The sequence below is a fragment of the Thiohalobacter sp. IOR34 genome, assembly GCF_030406045.1.
In the GTDB taxonomy this organism is placed as follows: Bacteria; Pseudomonadota; Gammaproteobacteria; order Thiohalobacterales; family Thiohalobacteraceae.
On sequence record NZ_CP128988.1, the window covers coordinates 968,391 to 989,032 of the forward strand.

Below are 20,642 nucleotides of genomic sequence, written 5' to 3' on the forward strand. Positions count from 1 at the left end.
CGGGGTGTCGGCCAGGCACTTGCATGACCTATGATTGTAGCAGTCGGCAACGAAAGGAGGGGCGGGAGATGACGGAAGCGATCGATGCCCGGACCCGGGAGGCGGTGCGCAGGCTGTTCGAGAGTTCACTGCAAGGACCGGTACGCTTGCTGTTCTTCACCCAGCGCATGCCCTGCCAGGCCTGCCGCGAGCAGCGGGCGCTGCTGGAGGCCCTGGCCGACCTCTCGGATCGGCTGCAACTGGAGGTCCACGACCTGCAGGGGGACGCCGGGCTGGCGCAGAGATACGGTATCCGCCGGGTGCCGGCCACCGCGGTGCTCGGCGAGCAGGATCATGGCATCCGTTTCTATGGCGTGACCAGCGGCTACGAGTTCGATTCGCTGATCGAGGCCATCCTGATGGTCTCCGGCGGCGAGACGGGACTGGATGCCGAGGCCCGGGCGCTGGCCAGGCGTATCCGCCATCCGCTGCACCTGGAGATCCTGGTCACCCTGACCTGTCCCTATTGCCCTGCCATGGTGCAGCTGGCCCATCAGCTGGCCTACCTCAATCCGCAGATCCAGGCCGACATGATCGACGCGGCACAGTTCCCGGAACTGGCACAGCGTTACCAGGTCAGCGGTGTGCCGCGCACCGTGGTCAATGAACGGCCGGCCTTCGAGGGGGCCCTGCCGCCACGGGATGCCCTGCTGGAGATCCTTCGTCTGGCCGAACCCGAAGCCTATGAGGAGGTGGAGGCGGCGCTGCGCAGCCAGCGCGGCGAGCGCCGGGTGCGCGATCCCGATCCCGGGCACCGCTATCAACTGCTGATCGTCGGTGCCGGGCCGGCGGCGATGGGCGCCGCCCTCTACGCGGCCCGCAAGGAACTCGATCTGCTGCTGCTCGGCGACCGGCCCGGCGGGCAGATCGTCAACACTGCGCAGATCGAGAACTGGCCCGGCATAGCCACCATCGGCGGCCAGGAACTGGCCGAACAGTTCCGCCGCCAGATTGAGCGCTTCCCCATCGCCGAGCGCCTGCATCTGAGCGTGGACCGCATCGAGCGCGACGGCCAGGACTTCCTGGCCCATGCCGGTGACGGCCGGGTCTACCGGGCGCAGGCGGTGATCTACTGTGCCGGCAAGCGGTACCGCACCCTGGGGGTGCCGGGTGAGCAGCGCTTCCTCGGCCACGGGGTGGCCTTCTGTGCCACCTGCGACGCCCCCCTGTTTCGCGACAAGCGGGTCGCCGTGGTCGGCGGCGGCAATTCCGCCTTCACCGCGGCACGAGATCTGCTGCCCTTCGCCCGCGAGATCCATGTCATCAACATCCTGCCGGATTTCCAGGCCGACCCGGTGCTGATCGATGAAGTTCGCGCCTCGAACAGGGTGCGTCTGCATCCGGCCATGGAGGTGCGGGAATTCCTCGGCAGGGAGCGGCTGAGCGGTATCCGCCTGCGTGGCGTGGAGGACGGCCGGCAACAGGATCTGGCGGTGGAGGGCGTGTTCCTGGAGATCGGCCTGGTGCCCAACAGCCAGCCGTTGCAAGGGTTGCTCGAACTCAACGAGCGCGGCGAGGTGCCGGTGGCGCGTGACCAGTCGACGGCGGTGGCCGGCCTGTTCGCCGCCGGTGACGTCAGCGACGAGGCCGTGAAGCAGATTCTGGTAGCGGCGGCGGCTGGCGCCAAGGCGGCGCTGGCCGCCCACGAATACCTGCACGCGCTGCGTGACAGCAGGGGCGGTGATGGCGGGCAGGGCTGAATCCTTTTGCCGCTGGCGGCCGGCCTGGCTGCCTTTGGGAGGCTGTCATGGCTGAGGCCGAGATCAGCGAGCTGCTGCTGGAGCTGACCGTGCTCTTCACCGCCACCTATCTGCTCGGTGCCCTGCTCACGCGCCTGCGCGTGCCGCTCATCCTCGGTGCCATCTTCGTCGCCATGCTTGCCCACTACACGCCATTGGGTGCCCGCCTGCAGTCCCCGGCGCTCTATCCCGTGTTCAGTTTTCTCGCCGATCTGGGGGTGCTGCTGCTGCTGTTCTTCATCGGACTGCAGATCGATCTGCGGGAGATGCGTCGCCAGAGCAGCTCCATCATCTGGCTCACGGTGCTCAATACCTCGCTGCCCTTCCTGTTCGGTGCGGCAGTGATGCTGGGTCTGGGCTATGGCTGGGCCCTGGCCTTCGTCATCGGTCTGACGCGCATGCCCACCGCAGAGGCGGTGATCGTGCCCATCCTCGACGAGTTCAACCTGATCCGCACCCGGGTGGGTCACTTCATCGTCGGTACCGGGGTGCTGGACGACATCATCGAGATGTTCATGGTGGCCTTCGTCTCGGTGTGGATCGGCGAGCGCAGCCTGAGTTCGAGCGGTGTCCGGGAGGTCATCGAGAACGATGTCCTGAAGATCGTGCTCGGCAGCGGGGCCTTCCTGCTCAGCGCCTGGCTGGGCTACCGCTGGGTCATTCCCTGGCTGGCCGGGCTGCTGCCGCGGCGCCAGACACGACATCTGGTGATGCTCTCCGTGCTGGTGCTGTTCGGGCTGGGCGGGCTTTCCCAGTGGGCCGAGCTGAGCATGGTGGTGGGGGCCATCACCGCCGGTGTGTTGCTGCGCCCGGTCTACAACCGCCAGGGCCCGGTGGGTGAAAGCGCCACCCAGGCCATCCGCGGGGTCACCTACGGCTTCTTCGGTCTGATCTTCTTCTTCTGGGTGGGACTCAGCCTGGACCTGGGAGGGCTGTTGCGCGAGCCGGAGTTGGCCCTGCTGCTGTTCGCCGCGACCTTCGTCGGCAAGCCGCTGGGCACCTTCCTGCTGGTGCCCATGGGTCGACTGAGTTCACGCGAGGCCTGGGTGGTGGGTATCGGTATCAACGCCCAGCTCACCACCGAGATCATCGTCGCCAAGCTGCTGCTGGACGCCAGGCTCATCGACGAACACCTGTTCACGGCCCTGGTCAGCGCCTCCTCGCTGTCGACGCTGCTGGTGCCCTTGATATTCACCGGCCTGATTCGCCGCTGGGGGCATGATCTGAAGCGGCATGTACCGGAAACCAAGGGGGAGACCGCCCATGACTGAATCGATGAATCGCCCGCCGTCCATGTTGTTGTGTCTCGATCTGGAGAGCGACAGCGAGACCCTGTGCCGGATGGCCCTGGAATACAGCCGTCGCTGTGGTCAGCCCCTGCAGGTCCTGCACGTCATGCAGGCCGCCAATGACGAGCAGCAGTGCCGCGACAGGCTGCTGGCGCTGCTGGCGAGCTGCGGACTGTCGCTTCCGGCAAAGGCTATCCACATCGAGACGGGAACGCCGGAGGAGCGTATCCCCGAGGTGGCAGCCCGCTGCCGCGTGGCTCCGGTGATCCTCGGACGCCGTCAGCGCAGCACCGTGGAGCGTATCTACGTCGGCAGCACCACCAGCGCCGTGATCTCCCTGTGCCGGATGCCGGTGCTGGTGATCCCGCTGCCCAGCGAAGGCTGAGCCGTGGCCGGGACTGCACAGACGGATGACTGGCACGCGCTTGCCGCCGAGGCGGTGCTGGCGCGGCTGCACAGCGATGTCGAACGGGGGCTGAGCGCGGAGGAGGCGCAGGCCCGTCTGCGCGAGACCGGCCCCAACACCCTGCAGGCGGTGCGCAGGACGCCCTGGTACCGGGTTCTGGCGCGTCAGTTCGTCGACGTGCTGATCTTCATCCTGCTCATCGCCGCCACCATCGCCTTCGCCATCGGCGAGACGGGCGACGCCGTCACCATTCTCGCCATCGTGGTCCTCAACGGCATCCTCGGCTTCGTGCAGGAATGGAAGGCGGAGCAGGCCCTGGCCGCCCTGCAGCGCATGCTGGCGCCGCGCTGCAAGGTGCTGCGCGACGGCCGCGAACAGGAGATCGACGCCCGCGAGCTGGTGCCGGGCGACCTGGTATTGCTGGAGATCGGCGATCGGGTGCCGGCCGACCTGCGCCTGATCGAGGCCATCAACCTGAAGCTGGACGAGTCGGCGCTCACCGGCGAGTCCCTGCCGGTGGTGAAGGATGTCACGCCCGTCGAGGTCGGCGCCCCCCTGGCCCTGCGCCACGACATCGCCTGGATGGGCACCGCGGTCACCAACGGCCGGGCCCGCGGCCTGGTGGTGGCCACCGGCATGGCGACCGAATTCGGCCGCATCGCCCACCTGACCCAGAGCGTGGGTGAGGAGACCACCCCCCTGCAGCGCAAGCTGGCGGTGCTGGGCAAGCAGCTGGGCATCTACTCGGTGGCCATCTCCGTCCTGGTCGCCATGGTCGGCTGGCTGGTGGGCAAGCCGCTGCTGGAGATGTTCCTCACCGGTGTCTCCCTGGCCGTGGCGGTGGTGCCCGAGGGGCTGCCGGCGGTGGTGACCATCACCCTGGCCCTTGGCGTGCGTGCCATGGTGCGCCGCCGCGCCCTGCTCAGGCGGCTGCAGGCGGCAGAGACCCTGGGTGCGGCGACGGTGATCTGTACCGACAAGACCGGCACCCTGACCCAGAACGAGATGACCACGCGCAAGATCTGGCTGCCCACGGGCGAGGTCACCGTCACCGGCGTCGGCTACGATCCGGCCGGGCACTTCGAGGTGGACGGGGAGAAGATCGACTACCGGCAATGTCCGGACCTGCTGGCCCTGCTCGAAACCGGGCTCGTCTGCAACCACGCCCGGCTGGAGAAGGACGAGCAGGGCTGGCACCAGATCGGCGAGCCGACCGAGGCGGCCCTGGTGGTGGCCGCCTACAAGGCCTGGCTGAGCCAGCCGGTGGAGGCGCGCACCGTCAGTGAGTTTTCCTTCAATTCCGAGCGCAAGCGCATGACCCTGGTGGAAAAGACCGACGAGGGCCTGCTGGCCCACGTAAAGGGCGCGCCGGAGGTGATCCTCGCCCGTTGTACCAGGATCCTCGATGGCGACAGCGAGCGCCCGCTCACCGACGCCGACCGCGAGGCCTTCAACCAGGCCTACATGCGCATGGCCGAGGACGGCCTCCGTACCCTGGCCCTGGCCCGACGCCGCCTGCCGCCGGAGGTGGCACTGGACGCCGAGGCGGTGGAACAGGAGCTGACCCTGCTGGGGGTGGTGGGCATCATCGACCCGCCGCGGCCGGAGGTGCCGGATGCCATCCGCACCGCCCACCAGGCTGGCATCAAGACCATCATGATCACCGGCGATGCCGTCGCCACGGCGCAGGCCATCGCCCGGCGCATTGGTCTGCGGGTGGAGCAGGCGCTGAGCGGCAACGATCTCCAGGGCCTGGACGACGAAGCCCTGCTCGCCATCCTGCGCGACAGGCAGGTGCTGTTCGCCCGCACCACGCCGGAGAACAAGCTGCGCATCGTCGGCCTGTTGCAAAGTCTCGGCCACGTGGTGGGCATGACCGGCGATGGCGTCAACGACGCCCCGGCGCTGAAGAAGGCCGACATCGGCATCGCCATGGGCAAGCGGGGCACCGACGTGGCCAAGAATGCTTCGGACATGATCCTCACCGACGACAACTTCGCCTCCATCGTCGGTGCCGTCGAGGAGGGACGGCGCCAGTACGACAACATCCAGAAGTTCGTGCGTTACCTGCTGTCGTCCAACACCGGCGAGGTGCTGGCCATCCTGGTCAACATCCTGCTCGGCGGCCCGCTGATCCTGCTGCCGGTGCAGATCCTGTGGATGAACCTGGTCACCGACGGCATGACCGCCGTGGCCCTGGGCGTGGAGCCGGCGGAGAAGGGCATCATGCAGCGCCCGCCGCGCGCCGCCCACGAGCCCATCCTCGACCGTGGCGGCATCCTCATGATCGCCTTGCTCGGCGGCTACATCGGCCTCGCCACCCTGTGGCTGTTTCATCATTACATTCAGGAGGGCACGGAGGCGGAAATCCAGCTGGCGCAGACCGTTGCCTTCACCGGCATCATCGTCCTGGAGAAGATGAACGTGTTCAATTACCGCGCCCTGCACGAGCCCCTGGCGGTGGTCGGTTTCCTCTCCAATCCCTGGATATTGCTTGCCTGGATGGTGACCATCGGCCTGCAGGTGTGCGCCGTGTACCTGCCCTTCCTGCAGGATGCCCTGCACACCGTGCCGCTGGGCTGGGCCGACTGGGGGTTGATCCTGCTCGTCGCCTTGCCGGTCTTCGGCCTGATGGAGATCTACAAGTGGTCGAGGTGGCGGGGGCGGGTGAACTGAAGGGGCGGATCGCGGACGGTCCGCCGCTGCTGCCGGCGGCCCGCCCCACCGGTTGTGGGAGCGGCCGCCAGGCCGCGATGGGCCGCCGCCCGCCGTGCCGCCGGGATGCCTCGCGGGTCAGCGGATCACCAGGAAGAAGGCCCCGTCGCCGCGCAGCACATTGAGCAGCACCCCCTGCCGGGCGGCCCGCAGCGCCTTCTCGGCCTCCTCCAGGTCGCTGACCGGCTGGCGGTTGATGGAGACGATGACGTCGCCTGGACGCAGGCCGGCTGCCCAGGCCCGGCTGCCGGGTTCCACTTCGACGATCTCGATGCCCTGCACCTTGCCGGCCAGCGGGTGGTCGGGGGTGAGGTTGCCGAGTACCGCGCCTTCCAGGTAGGGGCTCAGCTTGCCGGCCTGGATCTGCTCCTGCCGGGGACGGGCGATGGTGGCGCGCAGTCTCCGCGGCTTGCCGTCGCGGATGATCTTCAGCCGCAGCTCGCTGCCCACCGGCAACAGGCCGATGGTGTTGCGCAGGTCGGCGGAACTCTTCACCGGCTTGCCGTTGACCTCCACCACCACGTCACCGCTGCGCAGGCCGGCCTGTTCGGCCGCCGAACCCTTGATCACCTGGGTGATGACCGCGCCGCTGCGCCGGCTCAGTTTCAGCGCTTCGGCCAGTTCCGGGGTCAGGTCCTGCGCCATCACGCCGAGCTGGCCGCGGCGCACCTCGCCGTAGCGGATCAGCTGCCGCATGATGGCGTTCACCATGTTGCTGGGGATGGCGAAGCCGATGCCGACATTGCCGCCGCTGGGGCCGACGATGGCGGTGTTGATGCCAACCAGCCTGCCGTCCAGGTCGACCAGGGCACCGCCGGAGTTGCCGGGATTGATCGAGGCGTCGGTCTGGATGAAGTTCTCGTAGCCCTCGATGCCCAGTCCCGAGCGGCCCAGCGCGCTGACGATGCCCGAGGTCACGGTCTGTTGCAGGCCGAAGGGGTTGCCGATGGCGACCACGAAGTCGCCCACCTCCAGCTTGCTGGAGTCGGCCATCGGCAAATCGCGCAGCCCGCGCGCCTCGATCTGGATCACCGCCAGGTCGGCCTCGGGGTCGGTGCCCACCACCCGCGCTTCCAGGCGCCGCTTGTCGCGCAGGGTGACGGTGATCTCATCCGCCTGGTCGATGACGTGGTGGTTGGTGATGATGAAGCCCTTGGCGGCATCGACGATCACCCCGGAACCGAGGCTGGTCCGTTCGCGTTCCTGGGGGGTGTCGGGGATGCCGAAAAAGCGCCGGAACAGGGGGTCCTGCAGCAGTGGATTGGGCGGTACCCGGACCCGCGAGCGGGTGGAGATGTTGACCACGGCCGGCATCACCTGTTTCAGCATCGGTGCCAGGCTGGGCTTGCCCTCGGCATTCTGCAGCAGTGCCGGCAGGGCGCCGCTGGCGGCCTGTGCCCAGAGCACGAACAGCAGGCTGAACAGCGATGCGAAGAAGCGGGAGGCGTAAGGTTTCATTTTTCGAAACTCCTTTTCTTGTCGGACCCGAGCAGGAGTGGACGGCAGGGATTTTCCTGCTATGGTGTTTCCAGCAGCACATGGGGGTAGCGCGCATGAATCTCAACCGGGTCCGCCAGTTCCTGTCCGACATGCTGCTGGCACGCTATTTCGAGGAGGCCGCGGCCGAGCAGTATGCCCGGGGGCGTATCGCCGGTTTCCTGCATCTGTATCCAGGCGAGGAGGCGGTGGCAGTCGGCACCCTGCGTGCCGCCGACCCCGGCGACTATGTGGTCAGTACCTACCGCGAGCACGTCCATGCCCTGGTGCGCGGCATCTCGCCACGGGCGGTGATGGCCGAACTGTTCGGACGCGAGACCGGTTGCTCGCGCGGCTATGGCGGTTCCATGCACCTGTTCGATGCCGAACGCCGATTCCTCGGCGGCTATGCCATCGTCGGCGAAACCTTCCCGGTGGCCATCGGTGCCGGCTACTGGCTGGCCATGAACCGTTCTGCCGATGTCGTGCTCTGCTATTTCGGCGATGGTGCCACCAACCAGGGCACCTTCCACGAGTCCCTGAACATGGCCGCGCTGTGGAGACTGCCGGTGTTGTTCGTCTGCGAGAACAACCACTACCAGATCGGCACCGAGATCCACCAGCACTCGGCCCTGACCGAGGTCTACAAGCGGGCCTGTGCCTACGGCATCGAGGGCGAGCGGGTCGACGGCATGGACGTGCTGGCGGTCTACGAGGCGACCGAGCGCGCCCTGCGCCTGGTGCGCGACGGCAAGGGACCCTATCTGCTGGAATGCGAGACCTACCGCTTCCGCGGCCACTCCATGGCCGATGCCGCTGCCTACCGCTCCAGTCTCGAGGTGCAGGAGCTGCGCGCCCGGGACCCGCTGTTCAACCTGCGCCGCCAGATCCTGGCGGAGGGCTGGCTGGACGAGGCGACCATCGAGGCCGAGGAGAAGGCGGCCCGCGAGGCGGTCGAGGACGCAGTGCGCTTTGCCGAACAGAGCCCGGAGCCGGGCGAGCTGATGCGTGACCTCTATGTGCAACCCCTGGATCTTTACGGAGGTGGGGCATGAGCGGCAGCGGGCGGCGCAGCCGCAACGACAATCTCGGCCTGTTGGCCCCCGCAGAACCGGCTCCGGAACTGGCCGTCTGGCAGGCGCTGAACATCGCCCTGGACGAGGCGCTGGGCATGGACGACGCGGTGTTCATCCTCGGCGAGGACGTCGGTCTCTATGGCGGCAGCTATCGGGTCACCCAGGGGCTGTACGCCAAGTACGGCGAGTGGCGGGTGCGCGACACGCCGATCTCCGAGGGCAGCTTCACCGGCCTGGGGGTGGGGGCGGCGCTGGTCGGCGGACGGCCGGTGGTGGAGATCATGACCGTCAATTTCGCCCTGCTGGCGCTGGATGCCATCATCAACATGGCCGCCAAGCTGCGCTACATGTCCGGTGGCCAGTTCAGCGTGCCGCTGGTGGTGCGCATGCCGGGCGGGGTGGCGAAGCAGCTTGCGGCCCAGCACTCGCAGCGGCTGGAGCACACCCTGATGAATGTCCCGGGGCTGCGTCTGGTCGCGCCGGGTACGCCGCAGGACAGTTACTGGCAACTCAAACAGGCGATCCGCTGCGACGACCCGGTGATCGTCCTCGAACATGAGCGGCTGTACTTCGAGACCGGACCCTTCGACATCGATGCCGCGCCGCCGCCGATGCATGCCGCCCGGGTGCGTCGCCCCGGTGAGCACATCACCCTGCTTGCCTGGCAACGCATGGTCGATGTCTGCCTGGAGGCCGCCGCACAACTGGCCGCGGAGGGCATCGAGGCCGAGGTCATCGATCTGCGCAGCCTGCGCCCGGTCGATCTGCCGACGGTGCAGGCCTCGCTGGCACGGACCCATCGGCTGCTGATCGTCGAGGAGGACTGCCGCTTTGGCGGGGCCGGTGCCGAGCTGGCCGCAGAACTCGGCGAACGCAATTTCTTCGATCTCGACGCGCCCATCCACCGGCTCGCGGCCGTGGACGTGCCCACCCCCTACAACGGCACGCTGGAGGCGGCTTCCCTGCCGGTGGCAGGGCAGGTGGTGGAACTGGCCCGGCGCATGCTGCAGGCTGGCTGAGGCCGGCCGCCTCTCGCCGTTCACCTCCGGGGTGGCGTAGAATGCAGCATCGTGGCTGCCGACCTGTCCCATGACGCCTTGACCCCGGATGCGGAGCCTGGCCCGCTCCCGCGGCTCGGCCGGCCGCTGCGCGTGGTCGGTCTGCTCAGTCTGGCCTTCAGCAGCACCTTGCTGGTGCCGGCGCTGCTCGCCTGGTGGTACCGCGACGGCCAGTTGGCCAGCTTCCTCTACGCCTTTCTTGCGGCCCAGGCCATCGGTCTGTTGCTCTGGCTGCCGGTACGCAACCATCGCGGCGAGCTGCGGCGGCGCGACGGATTCATCGTGGTGGCCCTGTTCTGGCTGCTGCTCAGCCTGGTCAGCGCGCTGCCCTTTCTGTTCGGGCCGCACCTGAGTTTCGTCAACGCCTTCTTCGAGGCAGTCTCCGGTTTCACCACCACCGGGGCCACGGTGATCAGTGGCCTGGATGGCCTGCCACGCTCACTGCTCTACTATCGGCAGCAGTTGCAGTGGCTGGGTGGCATGGGGCTGGTGGTGCTGGCGGTGGCCATCCAGCCGCTGCTGGGCATCGGCGGCATGCGCCTCTACCGGGCCGAGACGCCGGGTCCGCTGAAGGAGGAGAAGATCGAGCCGCGGCTGGCTCAGACGGCGCGTGCCCTGTGGTTGATCTACCTGGGGCTGACCGTGCTCTGCGCCCTGGCTTACTGGTTGGCCGGCATGACCCCCTTCGACGCCATCGGCCACAGCTTTGCGACCATCTCCACCGGGGGCTTCTCCACCCATGATGCGAGCCTCGGCTACTATGCCAGCGTGCCGATCGAGCTGATCGCCATGGCCTTCATGTTGCTCGGTGGCATCAACTTCAGCATCCACTTCAGCGTCTGGCGCAGCTTCAATCCCCTGCATTACCTGCGTGACATCGAGGTGCGGACCTTTCTGCTGTTCACCCTGCTCACCACCCTGGTGCTGGTCGCGGTGCTGCGCCTGACCGGTGATTACGACAGCTATGCCGCAGCCTTCGTCGATTCCGGTTTCGAGGTGGTGTCGGTGATCACCAGCACCGGTTTCGGCGAGGTGGACTTCACCCACTGGCCGCTGTTCCTGCCGGTGCTGTTGATCTTCATCAGCTTCATCGGCGGCTGCGGCGGTTCCACCGCCGGCGGCATGAAGGTGATGCGGGTGCTGCTGCTGATCAAGCAGGGCCAGCGCGAGCTGGGGCGGCTGCTGCACCCCCGGGCCCTGCGGCCGGTGCGCATCGGCCGGCGGCTGCTCGGCGAGCGTACCACCCAGGCGATCTGGGGCTTCTTCGCGGCCTACATCTTCGTCTTCGTGCTGCTGACTCTGGCGATGATGGCCGCTGGTCTGGATCAGGTCAGCGCCTTTGCCGCCGTGGCGACCTGTCTCAACAACCTGGGGCCGGGCCTGGGCGAGGTGGCCTATACCTTTGGCGGGGTCAGTGATGCCGCCAAGCTGTTGGCCGCCGCCGCCATGCTCCTCGGACGCCTGGAGATCTTCACCCTGCTGGTGCTGCTCCATCCCGCCTTCTGGCGGGAATAGGGCGGGTGATTTGCGCTGACCGCCGTCGAGCGCTTAGAATAACGGGCCTTCCTGTTCCGCGCATCTCGTCTTTACCAGCGACGACTTCCCCGCGCCAGGACGCGCTGGCCGGTTGCCCCTTGGGGTACCGTGGCCCGCTGCTTTTTTCCGGCCCCGCGTGCCGGATTCGATCTTTTGCCCTTGGTGACGAAGATCTCTGACTGGCCTCTGGTCAGGTCCGGGTGACCTGCCGTGGAGGTTTCGGCCAGCCCGCCGGCCTGTACCGGCGTGTGGCTGGGTGGTGATGGTCCTAACAAGAACCGGGTGTCCCATGCAAGCGACTTCGAAACCCCGTCTCCGGCAAGACTGGCTGTTGCGTTTCTTTCCCTTCCTGCTCTGGTGGCCGATGGTCAACCGCCGCAGTCTGCGCGAGGATTTCCTGGCCGGCCTGACCGGGGCCATCGTGGTGCTGCCCCAGGGCGTGGCCTTCGCCACCATCGCCGGCATGCCGCCGGAATACGGTCTCTATGCCGGCATGGTGCCGGCCATCGTCGCCGCCCTGTTCGGTTCCTCCTGGCACCTGGTATCGGGGCCGACCACGGCGGCCTCCATCGTCCTCTACTCGGCGCTCAGCAACTATGCCGAGCCGGGCAGTGCCCATTACGTGACCCTGGCCCTGACCCTGACTTTCATGGTCGGCATCACCGAGCTGGCCCTGGGCCTGGCGCGGATGGGGGCGCTGGTCAACTTCATCTCCCATTCGGTGATCGTCGGTTTCACCGCCGGCGCCGCCATCCTCATCGCCAGCAAGCAGCTGAAGAACTACTTCGGCGTGCCCATCCCGCGGGGCGGCCATCTGCATGACGTGCTGATCAGCTTCGTCGGCCAGATACCCAACATCAACTGGTATGTCGCCGGGGTGGCGACCGTCACCCTGCTGACCGGCATCGCCACCAAGCGCTGGCTGCCGAAGATCCCCTATCTGATCATGGCCATGGTGGTGGGCAGTCTGGCGGCGCTGCTGCTCAACCAGGTCTTCGGCCCCGAGGTGACCGCCATCGGTACCGTCGGCGCCCTGCCGCAGAGCCTGCCGCCACTGTCGGCCCCTGATTTCTCCATGGATACGCTGCGTGATCTGGCGCCGACGGTGTTCGCGGTGACCCTGTTCGCGCTCACCGAGGCGGTGTCCATCGGCCGCTCGCTGGCGGCGCGTTCCGGTCAGCGTATCGACGGCAACCAGGAATTCCTCGGCCAGGGCCTGTCGAACATCGCCGGCAGCTTCTTCTCCGGTTATGTGGCCACCGGCTCCTTCAACCGTAGCGGGCTCAACTTCCAGGCCGGCGCCAAGACGCCGCTGGCCGCCGTGTTCGCCGGCTCCCTGCTGATGCTGATCGTGGTCCTGGTCGCGCCGCTGGCCGCCTACCTGCCGAATGCGGCCATGGCCGGTATCCTGTTCCTGGTCGCCTGGGGGCTGATCGACTTCAAGGAGATCGGTCACATCCTCAAGGCCAGCCGCAGCGAGACAGCGATCATGGCCCTGACCTTCTTCGGCGCCCTGTTCCTGGAGCTGGAGTTCGCCATCTTCCTCGGCGTCATGCTCTCGCTGGTGATCTATCTGATGCGGGTCTCGCGTCCGCGGATCATCAGCCGGACGCCGGATCCGCGGTTGCCGAACCGGGCCTTCAATACCGATCCGGCCCTGCCTCAGTGCCCGCAGCTGCACATCCTGCGCATCGACGGCTCGCTGTTCTTCGGCTCCATCAGTCATGTTCAGGAGGCATTTGCCAGGCTGGAGGAGGAACACCCGGAACAGACCCATCTGGCGATCGTCGCCGCGGGCATCAATTTCGCCGACGTCGCGGGCAGCGACGTGCTGGCGGCCGAGGCCCGCAAGCGCCGGGCGCGGGGTGGTGCCCTGTATCTGATCCATGTCAAGAAAGGGCTCTGGGAGTCGCTGGAGAGCAGCGGGGCGTTGGATGTGATCGGCGCCAACCACGTCTTCCAGTCGAAGACCGCGGCCATCACCGCCATCTTCCAGAAGCTGGACAAGTCCATCTGCCAGCACTGCGAGGTGCGCGTCTTCCGCGAATGTGCCAGCGTGCCCCGCCTCGAAAAGCCGGTCGCCGACGAGGTCCAGGGGGCGCGCTGAACTGATCGGCGGGCCGGGTCCGGAGTGGCACGGAAAGTGGAAGTGAACCGCGCCTTCAGGTACCCTTCAAAAATTTGCCGCCCCTGGTACCACAGGGGCGGCGGATCCTTGAGCAGTGCAGCGCCTCTGCCTTCTCCCGGTGCCGGGAGGGGCTCGGCTGCGACGGACGCCAGAATGGCCGGCTGCGGCGGCTAAGGACTGCACAGTGGGTGGATTTTCCTGAAATTCAGGGGGGGCAGGCGTTGGTTGACGAGAAGAAGGGATTTCCCATCAAATCCGTGGTGGCCGCGGTGGTGTTCGCGGCCGTGGCCCTGGGGCTGGCCCAGGTGGTACCCACCATCGAGATCGCCTGGGTCACGGCCATCCTGCTGCTGACCATCTATCTGTTTGCCTTCGAGATCGTGGAGGTGGACGTGGCGGCGGTGACCATCATGGTGCTGCTTGGCCTGACCACCCTGTTGGCGCCGCTGATGGGGCTGGAGGAGGGGCTGGTCGACACCCAGCACCTGTTCGACGGCTTTGCCTCCAATGCCGTGATCTCCATCATCGCGGTGATGATCATCGGCGCCGGATTGGACCGCACCGGCCTGATGAGCAAGGTCGCGGCCTACATCCTCAAGGTCGGCGGCACCACCGAGAAGCGCATCATCCCGATCATCTCCGGCACCGTGGCCTTCATCTCCTCCTTCATGCAGAACGTCGGCGCCGCGGCCCTGTTCCTGCCGGTGGTCAGCCGTATCTCGGCCCGTTCCGGGCTGCCCCTGTCGCGCCTGCTGATGCCGATGGGCTTCTGCGCCATCCTCGGTGGCACCGTGACCATGGTCGGTTCCAGCCCGCTGATCCTGCTCAACGACCTGATCCTCACTTCCAACAAGGCCTTGCCCCCCGATCAGCAGATGGGCACCTGGTCGCTGTTCTCGGTGACGCCGGTCGGCATCGCCCTGGTGATCACCGGTATTCTCTATTTCGTGGTCGTCGGCCGCTTCGTTTTGCCGGTCAGCGAGCAGAAGGATGGCGGCGCCACGGCCACCAATGCCATGGACTATTTCAAGAGCGTCTATGGCCTGGACTATGCCTTGTACGAACTGGTGGTGCCGGTCGGCAGCCCGCTGGTCGGCAAGACCCTGGACGAGATCGAGCACGATGAGAAAATCCGCGTCATCGCTGCGCTGCGCGGTGCCGACGACCTGCGCATCGGACCCGGTGGCCTGGCGCGCGACATCGGCATCGAGGCCGGCAGCGTGCTCGGTATCCTCGCCTCGCCGGACAACATCCGTGCCTTCGCCGGGAAGTACGGTCTGCAGTTGCGCGACGACCTGGAGACCTTTGCCGAGTCCCTGGCCGCGACCAAGGCGGGTATCGCCGAGGTGGTCATCCCGCCGGGTTCGCAGCTGATCGGCAAGAGTGCCCGCGATGTCTGGATGCGCAAGACCTACGGTATCGCCATGGTTGCCTTGCACCGCCGTGGCGAGACCTATCGCGAGGGTGACGGCATCCGCGACATGCCGCTGGAGGCCGGTGACACCCTGGTGGTGCACACCACCTGGGATGCCCTGGCGCGGCTGGAGAAGGACCGCAACTTCGTGGTGGTGACCACCGAGTACCCGCACGAGGAGCTGCGGCCGCACAAGGTGAGCGCGGCGCTGGTGTTCTTCGGCATCGCCCTGACCATGGTGCTGTTCACGGACATCCGCCTCTCGGTCGCGCTGCTCACCGGCGCGGTGGGCATGGTGTTGTCCGGGGTGCTGAAGATCGAGGAGGCCTACGAGGCGGTTTCCTGGAAGACGGTGTTCCTGCTCGCCTCGCTGATCCCTCTGGGACTGGCAGTGGAGACCACGGGCACCGCACGCTGGATCGCCGAGCAGACGGTGTCGGTGGTCGGTGAGATGCCGGGTTGGGTGATCCAGAGTGCCATCGCCGCACTGGCTACCTTCTTTACGCTGGTGATGTCCAACGTAGGCGCCACCGTGCTGCTGGTGCCCCTGGCGGTGAATATCGCCCTGCAGGTGGGGGCCGATCCGGCGGTGTTCGCCCTCACCGTGGCCATCGCCACGTCCAATTCCTTCCTCATCCCCACCCACCAGGTGAACGCGCTGATCATGGGGCCGGGCGGCTACCGGGTGCCGGACTTCATGCGTGCCGGCGGCATCATGACGGTGCTGTTCCTGGTGGTGATGATGCTGATGATGAATCTCATCTTCTGAATCGAAGGGGATCGATGTGAGCAAGGCATTCCTGCTGCTGCCCTACCTGATACTGCTGCTGCCCGGTCTGGCGGCGGCCGCCGGCGGTGAAGGGCACGAGCAGCTGGTGCTGATCGACAGCGCCATCGGCTACACCGCCATCGGCGTCTTCGTGCTGGCCTATCTGTTGGTCATGGCCGAGGAGTTCACCCATCTGCGCAAGTCCAAGCCGGTGATCCTCGCCGCCGGCATCATCTGGGGCATGATCGGCTATGTCTACGCCAGCCATGGCATGAGCGAGCTGGCCGAGCATGCCGTGCGCCACAACCTGCTGGAATACGCCGAGCTGATGCTGTTCCTGCTGGTGGCGATGACCTACATCAACGCCATGGACGAACGCCAGGTCTTCGATGCGCTGCGCGCCTGGCTGGTGCGCAAGGGCTTCGGTTTCCGCGCCCTGTTCTGGATGACCGGTTTCCTGGCCTTCTTCATCTCGCCGGTAGCCGACAACCTGACCACCGCCCTGTTGATGTGCGCGGTGGTGCTGGCGGTGGGCGGCGACAACGTCCGTTTCGTCAGCCTGGCCTGCATCAACATCGTGGTGGCGGCCAATGCCGGTGGTGCCTTCAGTCCGTTTGGCGATATCACCACGCTGATGGTCTGGCAGAAGGGTATCGTCGAGTTCTGGACCTTCTTTGCCCTGTTTGTCCCTTCGCTGGTGAATTTCGTGGTGCCGGCGGTGATCATGCACTTCGCCATTCCCAGCGTGAAACCGGAATCCAGCGACGAGCGGGTGCCGATGCGGCGTGGCGCCCGGCGGATCATCACCCTGTTCCTGTTGACCATCGTCACTGCGGTGAGCTTCCACAACTTCCTGGGGCTGCCGCCGGTCATCGGCATGCTTACCGGCCTGGCCTATCTGCAGTTCTTCGGTTACTACCTGAAGAAGACCAGCCACATCGACCTCAACCGCGAGGCCGGTGGCCGCATGGGTGATGTGGTGCCCTTCGACGTGTTCAACAAGGTGGCGCGTGCCGAATGGGACACCCTGCTGTTCTTCTACGGCGTGGTGCTCTGTGTCGGTGGCCTGGGGTTCCTCGGCTATCTGGCCATGGCCTCGGAAATGATGTACGGCGAATGGAGCGCTACCGCCGCCAACGTCGCGGTCGGTGTCCTCTCCGCCATCGTCGACAACATCCCGGTGATGTTTGCCGTGTTGACCATGAACCCTGACATGCCTACCGGCCAGTGGTTGCTGGTAACACTGACCGCCGGTGTCGGCGGCAGCCTGCTATCCATCGGCTCGGCAGCCGGTGTGGCGCTGATGGGCCAGGCGCGTGGCAAGTACACCTTCTTCGGCCATCTCAAGTGGCTGCCGGTGATCGCCCTGGGTTATGTGGCCAGTATCTATACCCACCTCTGGTTGAACAGCGCCTATTTCTGAGCGGAGGAACGGCTCCCTGCCCCCTGGGCTTTGCTTGGCAAGCCTTTTATTGCTGGCTACACTGGGAATCATGGCTGTAGCGCATCAGCAGACAAGCACGGGTGAACCGCCAGCGGATGTGTTTTCGCTCTTCAATCCCCGCGGCACCTTGCTCTTCTGGGGCGCCGCCCTGCTTGGCATTCTCGCTTTTGCTGCAATCCTGGTGATTACTGACCTGCCAGCGCGTATCAAGCGCGGCGAGCAGGGGCAGGTGGCGCTGCGCATGCTGGATGCGGTGCGTCCGCAAATGCTCGCTCTCAAGGTTGCGCAGGAAGGCTGGTTGTCGCGACGCGAGCAGGGTGAGGCCCTGGCGGATGCTGAACTGCGAGGCTGGAGGGATGATGGCGCCTTGCGGCAGCGGGTCGATGAGTACCGTGAGGCCGGTCTCTACAACGCGAGGCTGATCCGCAGCATCGATGTCTTCGAGCAGACGCTGTCCGCCTGGATGGAGGCGGAGTCTGATCTGCGCCGACATTTCAATGAGTCGGCCGACGGCCAGAACGGCCATCTTGCCCAGCATGTATTGCGTGCCGACAGCCTGTTTCTCGCCGCCCTGTACCGCCTGGCCGATGGTGAGGCGCCGATCCACCGGGATATCGAGGATGGGCGCCGTGCTTCTCATCTGCTTCAGCTAAGCGGGTTGGGCCTGCTGGTCTATCTGTTTCTGCTGGTGGCCTATCTCCTGTACAGCCGGATGCGTGAACTGAACCGTTCCCGGCAGATCCTCGACCAGGCGCACCGGCGCCTGGTCACCAGCGAACAGGACTTGCGTATCACCCTCGATTCCATCGGTGACGCGGTGATTGCGACCGATGCGGAGGGGCGGGTGACGCGCATGAATCCTGTTGCAGAGCAACTCACCGGCTGGCAGGAAGCCGATGCGCGCGGTCGGTCATTGGAAGAGGTGTTCCGGATCGTCAACAGCGAGACCGGTGCGGTGGTGGAGAGCCCGGTGTCCAAGGTGCTGCGCGAGGGCAGCGTGGTTGGCCTGGCCAATCATACAGCGCTGATCGACCGTCAGGGCCGGCAGCGGCAGATCTCTGACAGCGGGGCGCCGATTCGTGATGACAGCGGCCGGATCCGCGGTGTGGTGCTGGTGTTCCGCGACGTGACCGAAGAATACCGTCTGGAACAGGCGTTGCACGACAGTGAGCGCCGCCTGCGCGAGGCACAGCGCATTGCCCGCCTTGGGCACTGGACACTGGATATCGGCAGTGGTGCGCTGCGCTGGTCAGATGAGATCTTCCGCATCTTCGAGATCGACCCGGCCCAGTTCGGCGCCTCCTACGAGGCCTTTCTGGAACGGGTGCATCCGGAAGACCGGGAGCGGGTCGATCAGGCCTACCAGGATTCGGTACGCGAACACCGCCCCTACCAGGTCACCCACCGGCTGCTGTTCGAGGACGGCAGGATCAAGCACGTCATCGAGCGCGGCGAGACCTTCTACGACGAACAGGGGAGGCCGCTGTATTCCATTGGCACGGTGCAGGACGTGAGCGAGCAGATGGAGGCGGCCGAGGAGCTGCGCCTGGCTGCCACCACCTTCGAGAGCCATACCGGCATCCTGATCACGGATGCCGAGGGCACCATCCAGCGCGTCAACCCCGCCATGGCGGCGATGACCGGCTACTCGGCCGAGGAACTGGTCGGCAACAACCCGCGTATCCTCCAGTCAGGGCGCCAGGATAGGCGTTTCTACCGCCAGATGTGGGAGATGATAAGGGATACCGGTCGTTGGCAGGGCGAACTCTGGAACCGGCGCAAGGACGGTGAACTCTATGCCGAGTGGCTGACCATCACCGCAGTCAAGGATTCGGCAGGGCGTGTTACGCACTATATCGGTACTTCGCAGGATATCACCGAGCGCAAGAGGGCGGAGGCGCGCATTCAGCACCTCGCCTATTATGACGACCTGACCGGGCTGCCCAACCGGCGCCTGTTTCTGGATCGCCTGGAGCACGAACTGGCCGTTGCCCGTCGGCGTGGTCTGCACGGCGCGGTGCTGTTTCTCGACCTGGACCGTTTCAAGACCCTGAACGATGCCCTCGGCCATCCCATCGGTGACCTGCTGCTGCGCGAGGTCAGCAGGCGACTGATCGATCAGGTGCGGGCGGAGGATACCGTGGCGCGCCTCGGCGGGGACGAGTTCGTGATCCTGCTGCCCGAACTGAGCAGCGAGCTGGACCAGGCGGGCTTCGAGGCCCAGGCGGTGGCCGAGAAGATTGCGGAACGGCTGGCGGATCCCTACGACCTGGAAGGCCATATCTATTACCTCACGGCGAGCCTTGGCATCGTGCTGTTTCCGGGTGACGTCGGCGAGAAGGAGAGCGTGGACGACATCCTCAAGCATGCCGACAGCGCCATGTACCAGGCCAAGGATGCGGGGCGCAACACGGTACGTTTCTTCCTGCCGAGCATGCAGGCGGCGGCCGATGCCCGGCTGGCGCTGGAGAAGGATCTGCGTCAGGCCCTGGAAAACGAGGAACTGGTGTTGCACTACCAGCCGCAGCTCGATGCCGAAGGCCGGTTGCTCGGCGCCGAGGCCCTGCTGCGCTGGAACAGTCCGGCGCGGGGCATGGTACCGCCGGATGCCTTCATCCCGATTGCCGAGGAGACCGGTCTGATCCTGGATCTCGGTGACTGGGTGCTGCGGGCCGCCGCTGCCCAGATCCGGGAATGGGAGCAGAATGGCATGCTGGCGCAGGTCGGCGCTTTGGCCGTCAATGTCAGCCCACGCCAGTTTCACCAGGCCGACTTCAGTCAGCGGGTACTCGATATCCTTGCGGGGGCGGGCGTCACGCCCCGTGCCATGAAGCTGGAGATCACCGAGGGGGTGGTGATGGATAGTGTCGGCGAGGCCATCGAAAAGATGCAGGTGCTGAAGGCGGCGGGGATCGGTTTCTCGCTGGATGACTTCGGCACTGGCTATTCCTCGCTCTCCTATCTGCAACGACTGCCCATCGATACCATCAAGATCGACCGCAGCTTCATTCGTGATATCGCCGACAATCCTGGCGATGCCGCAATCGTCGAGACCATCCTTGCCATGGCCGCGCATCTGGAGCTGGAAGTGGTCGCTGAGGGGGTGGAGACGCAGCAGGCGCTGGAGTTGCTGCAGGCCAGGGGTTGCCGTGCCTATCAGGGGTATTATTTCAGCCATCCACTCGAAGCGGAGGCCTTTGCCCGTTTCGTCAGAGAGGTTGCCGGCAAGGCTGGGAATGCCGTCGATTAGCCCGGATATTGCACCAAGGATTCGATTCCCAGGGCGAAGCTGGCAAAGCAGCCTGGCCTTGTATACCAGCCTGAAGTCCAATCATGCGGGTCGCCTTGGTGCAATGTCCGGGGCAATAACACCACGCCAATCGCGGCCTGGAGGCCGCTCCTACAACACATTGTGCCGCCATGCCCCGTAGGAGCGGCCTCCAGGCCGCGATCCCCGCGGGTCTAGGTACGCCATCATCCGGGGCCTTGGTGCAATATCCGGGCTAGGAGTCTGTCGGACCCGGGACCTATCTACTGCGCGGTTGGGAGGGCG

The 20,642-nt window shown here is 66.1% G+C and carries 12 protein-coding genes; 11 read left to right on the forward strand and 1 reads right to left on the reverse strand.

Going from position 1 to position 20,642, the window contains the following annotated elements:
• Positions 1-68: 68 nt before the first annotated feature.
• Genes QVG61_RS04495 through QVG61_RS04510 form a run of 4 tightly spaced genes read left to right on the forward strand, consistent with a single transcriptional unit; the run spans position 69 to position 6,149 of the window.
• Complete coding sequence (locus QVG61_RS04495) at positions 69-1,739, forward strand: FAD-dependent oxidoreductase (protein ID WP_289932143.1); 1,671 nt, start codon at positions 69-71, stop codon at positions 1,737-1,739.
• 47 nt (positions 1,740-1,786) lie between these two features.
• On the forward strand, positions 1,787-3,049 hold the full coding sequence (locus tag QVG61_RS04500; RefSeq protein WP_289932144.1) for a cation:proton antiporter: 1,263 nt from the start codon (positions 1,787-1,789) through the stop codon (positions 3,047-3,049).
• On the forward strand, positions 3,042-3,452 hold the full coding sequence (locus tag QVG61_RS04505) for a universal stress protein (RefSeq protein ID WP_289932146.1): 411 nt from the start codon (positions 3,042-3,044) through the stop codon (positions 3,450-3,452). The genes QVG61_RS04500 and QVG61_RS04505 overlap by 8 nt, the downstream gene beginning before the upstream one ends.
• Before the next feature lie 3 nt (positions 3,453-3,455).
• Complete coding sequence (locus tag QVG61_RS04510) at positions 3,456-6,149, forward strand: HAD-IC family P-type ATPase (protein WP_289932147.1); 2,694 nt, start codon at positions 3,456-3,458, stop codon at positions 6,147-6,149.
• 117 nt (positions 6,150-6,266) lie between these two features.
• On the opposite strand, the gene QVG61_RS04515 is transcribed toward QVG61_RS04510, so the two are convergent.
• Positions 6,267-7,646 carry a DegQ family serine endoprotease gene (locus tag QVG61_RS04515; RefSeq protein WP_289932148.1) on the reverse strand — a complete coding sequence of 460 codons (1,380 nt, stop codon included), beginning with the start codon at positions 7,644-7,646 and terminating at the stop codon, positions 6,267-6,269.
• 95 nt (positions 7,647-7,741) lie between these two features.
• Here QVG61_RS04515 and pdhA point away from each other — a divergent pair, with 95 nt between their 5' ends.
• The 7 genes from pdhA (at position 7,742) to QVG61_RS04550 (ending at position 20,339) form a co-directional block, all read left to right on the forward strand.
• Complete coding sequence (pdhA, locus tag QVG61_RS04520; RefSeq protein ID WP_289932150.1) at positions 7,742-8,719, forward strand: pyruvate dehydrogenase (acetyl-transferring) E1 component subunit alpha; 978 nt, start codon at positions 7,742-7,744, stop codon at positions 8,717-8,719.
• 116 nt (positions 8,720-8,835) lie between these two features.
• Positions 8,836-9,759 carry a pyruvate dehydrogenase complex E1 component subunit beta gene (locus QVG61_RS04525; RefSeq protein WP_354671203.1) on the forward strand — a complete coding sequence of 308 codons (924 nt, stop codon included), beginning with the start codon at positions 8,836-8,838 and terminating at the stop codon, positions 9,757-9,759.
• 132 nt (positions 9,760-9,891) lie between these two features.
• Positions 9,892-11,313, forward strand: a complete 1,422-nt coding sequence (locus QVG61_RS04530) for a TrkH family potassium uptake protein (protein ID WP_354671204.1) — start codon at positions 9,892-9,894, stop codon at positions 11,311-11,313.
• A gap of 310 nt (positions 11,314-11,623) precedes the next feature.
• A complete protein-coding gene (locus QVG61_RS04535) occupies positions 11,624-13,441 on the forward strand; it encodes a SulP family inorganic anion transporter (protein WP_289932152.1) in 1,818 nt (605 codons plus the stop codon).
• A gap of 242 nt (positions 13,442-13,683) precedes the next feature.
• Positions 13,684-15,645 carry an SLC13 family permease gene (locus QVG61_RS04540; protein WP_354671183.1) on the forward strand — a complete coding sequence of 654 codons (1,962 nt, stop codon included), beginning with the start codon at positions 13,684-13,686 and terminating at the stop codon, positions 15,643-15,645.
• Between the two features lie 16 nt (positions 15,646-15,661).
• The gene (gene nhaD / locus QVG61_RS04545) at positions 15,662-17,068 is read left to right on the forward strand and encodes a sodium:proton antiporter NhaD (RefSeq protein WP_289932153.1); all 1,407 of its coding nucleotides are present in this window, start codon (positions 15,662-15,664) and stop codon (positions 17,066-17,068) included.
• A 202-nt stretch (positions 17,069-17,270) separates the two neighbouring features.
• A complete protein-coding gene (locus tag QVG61_RS04550; RefSeq protein ID WP_289932154.1) occupies positions 17,271-20,339 on the forward strand; it encodes an EAL domain-containing protein in 3,069 nt (1,022 codons plus the stop codon).
• The last annotated feature ends 303 nt before the right edge of the window (positions 20,340-20,642 follow it).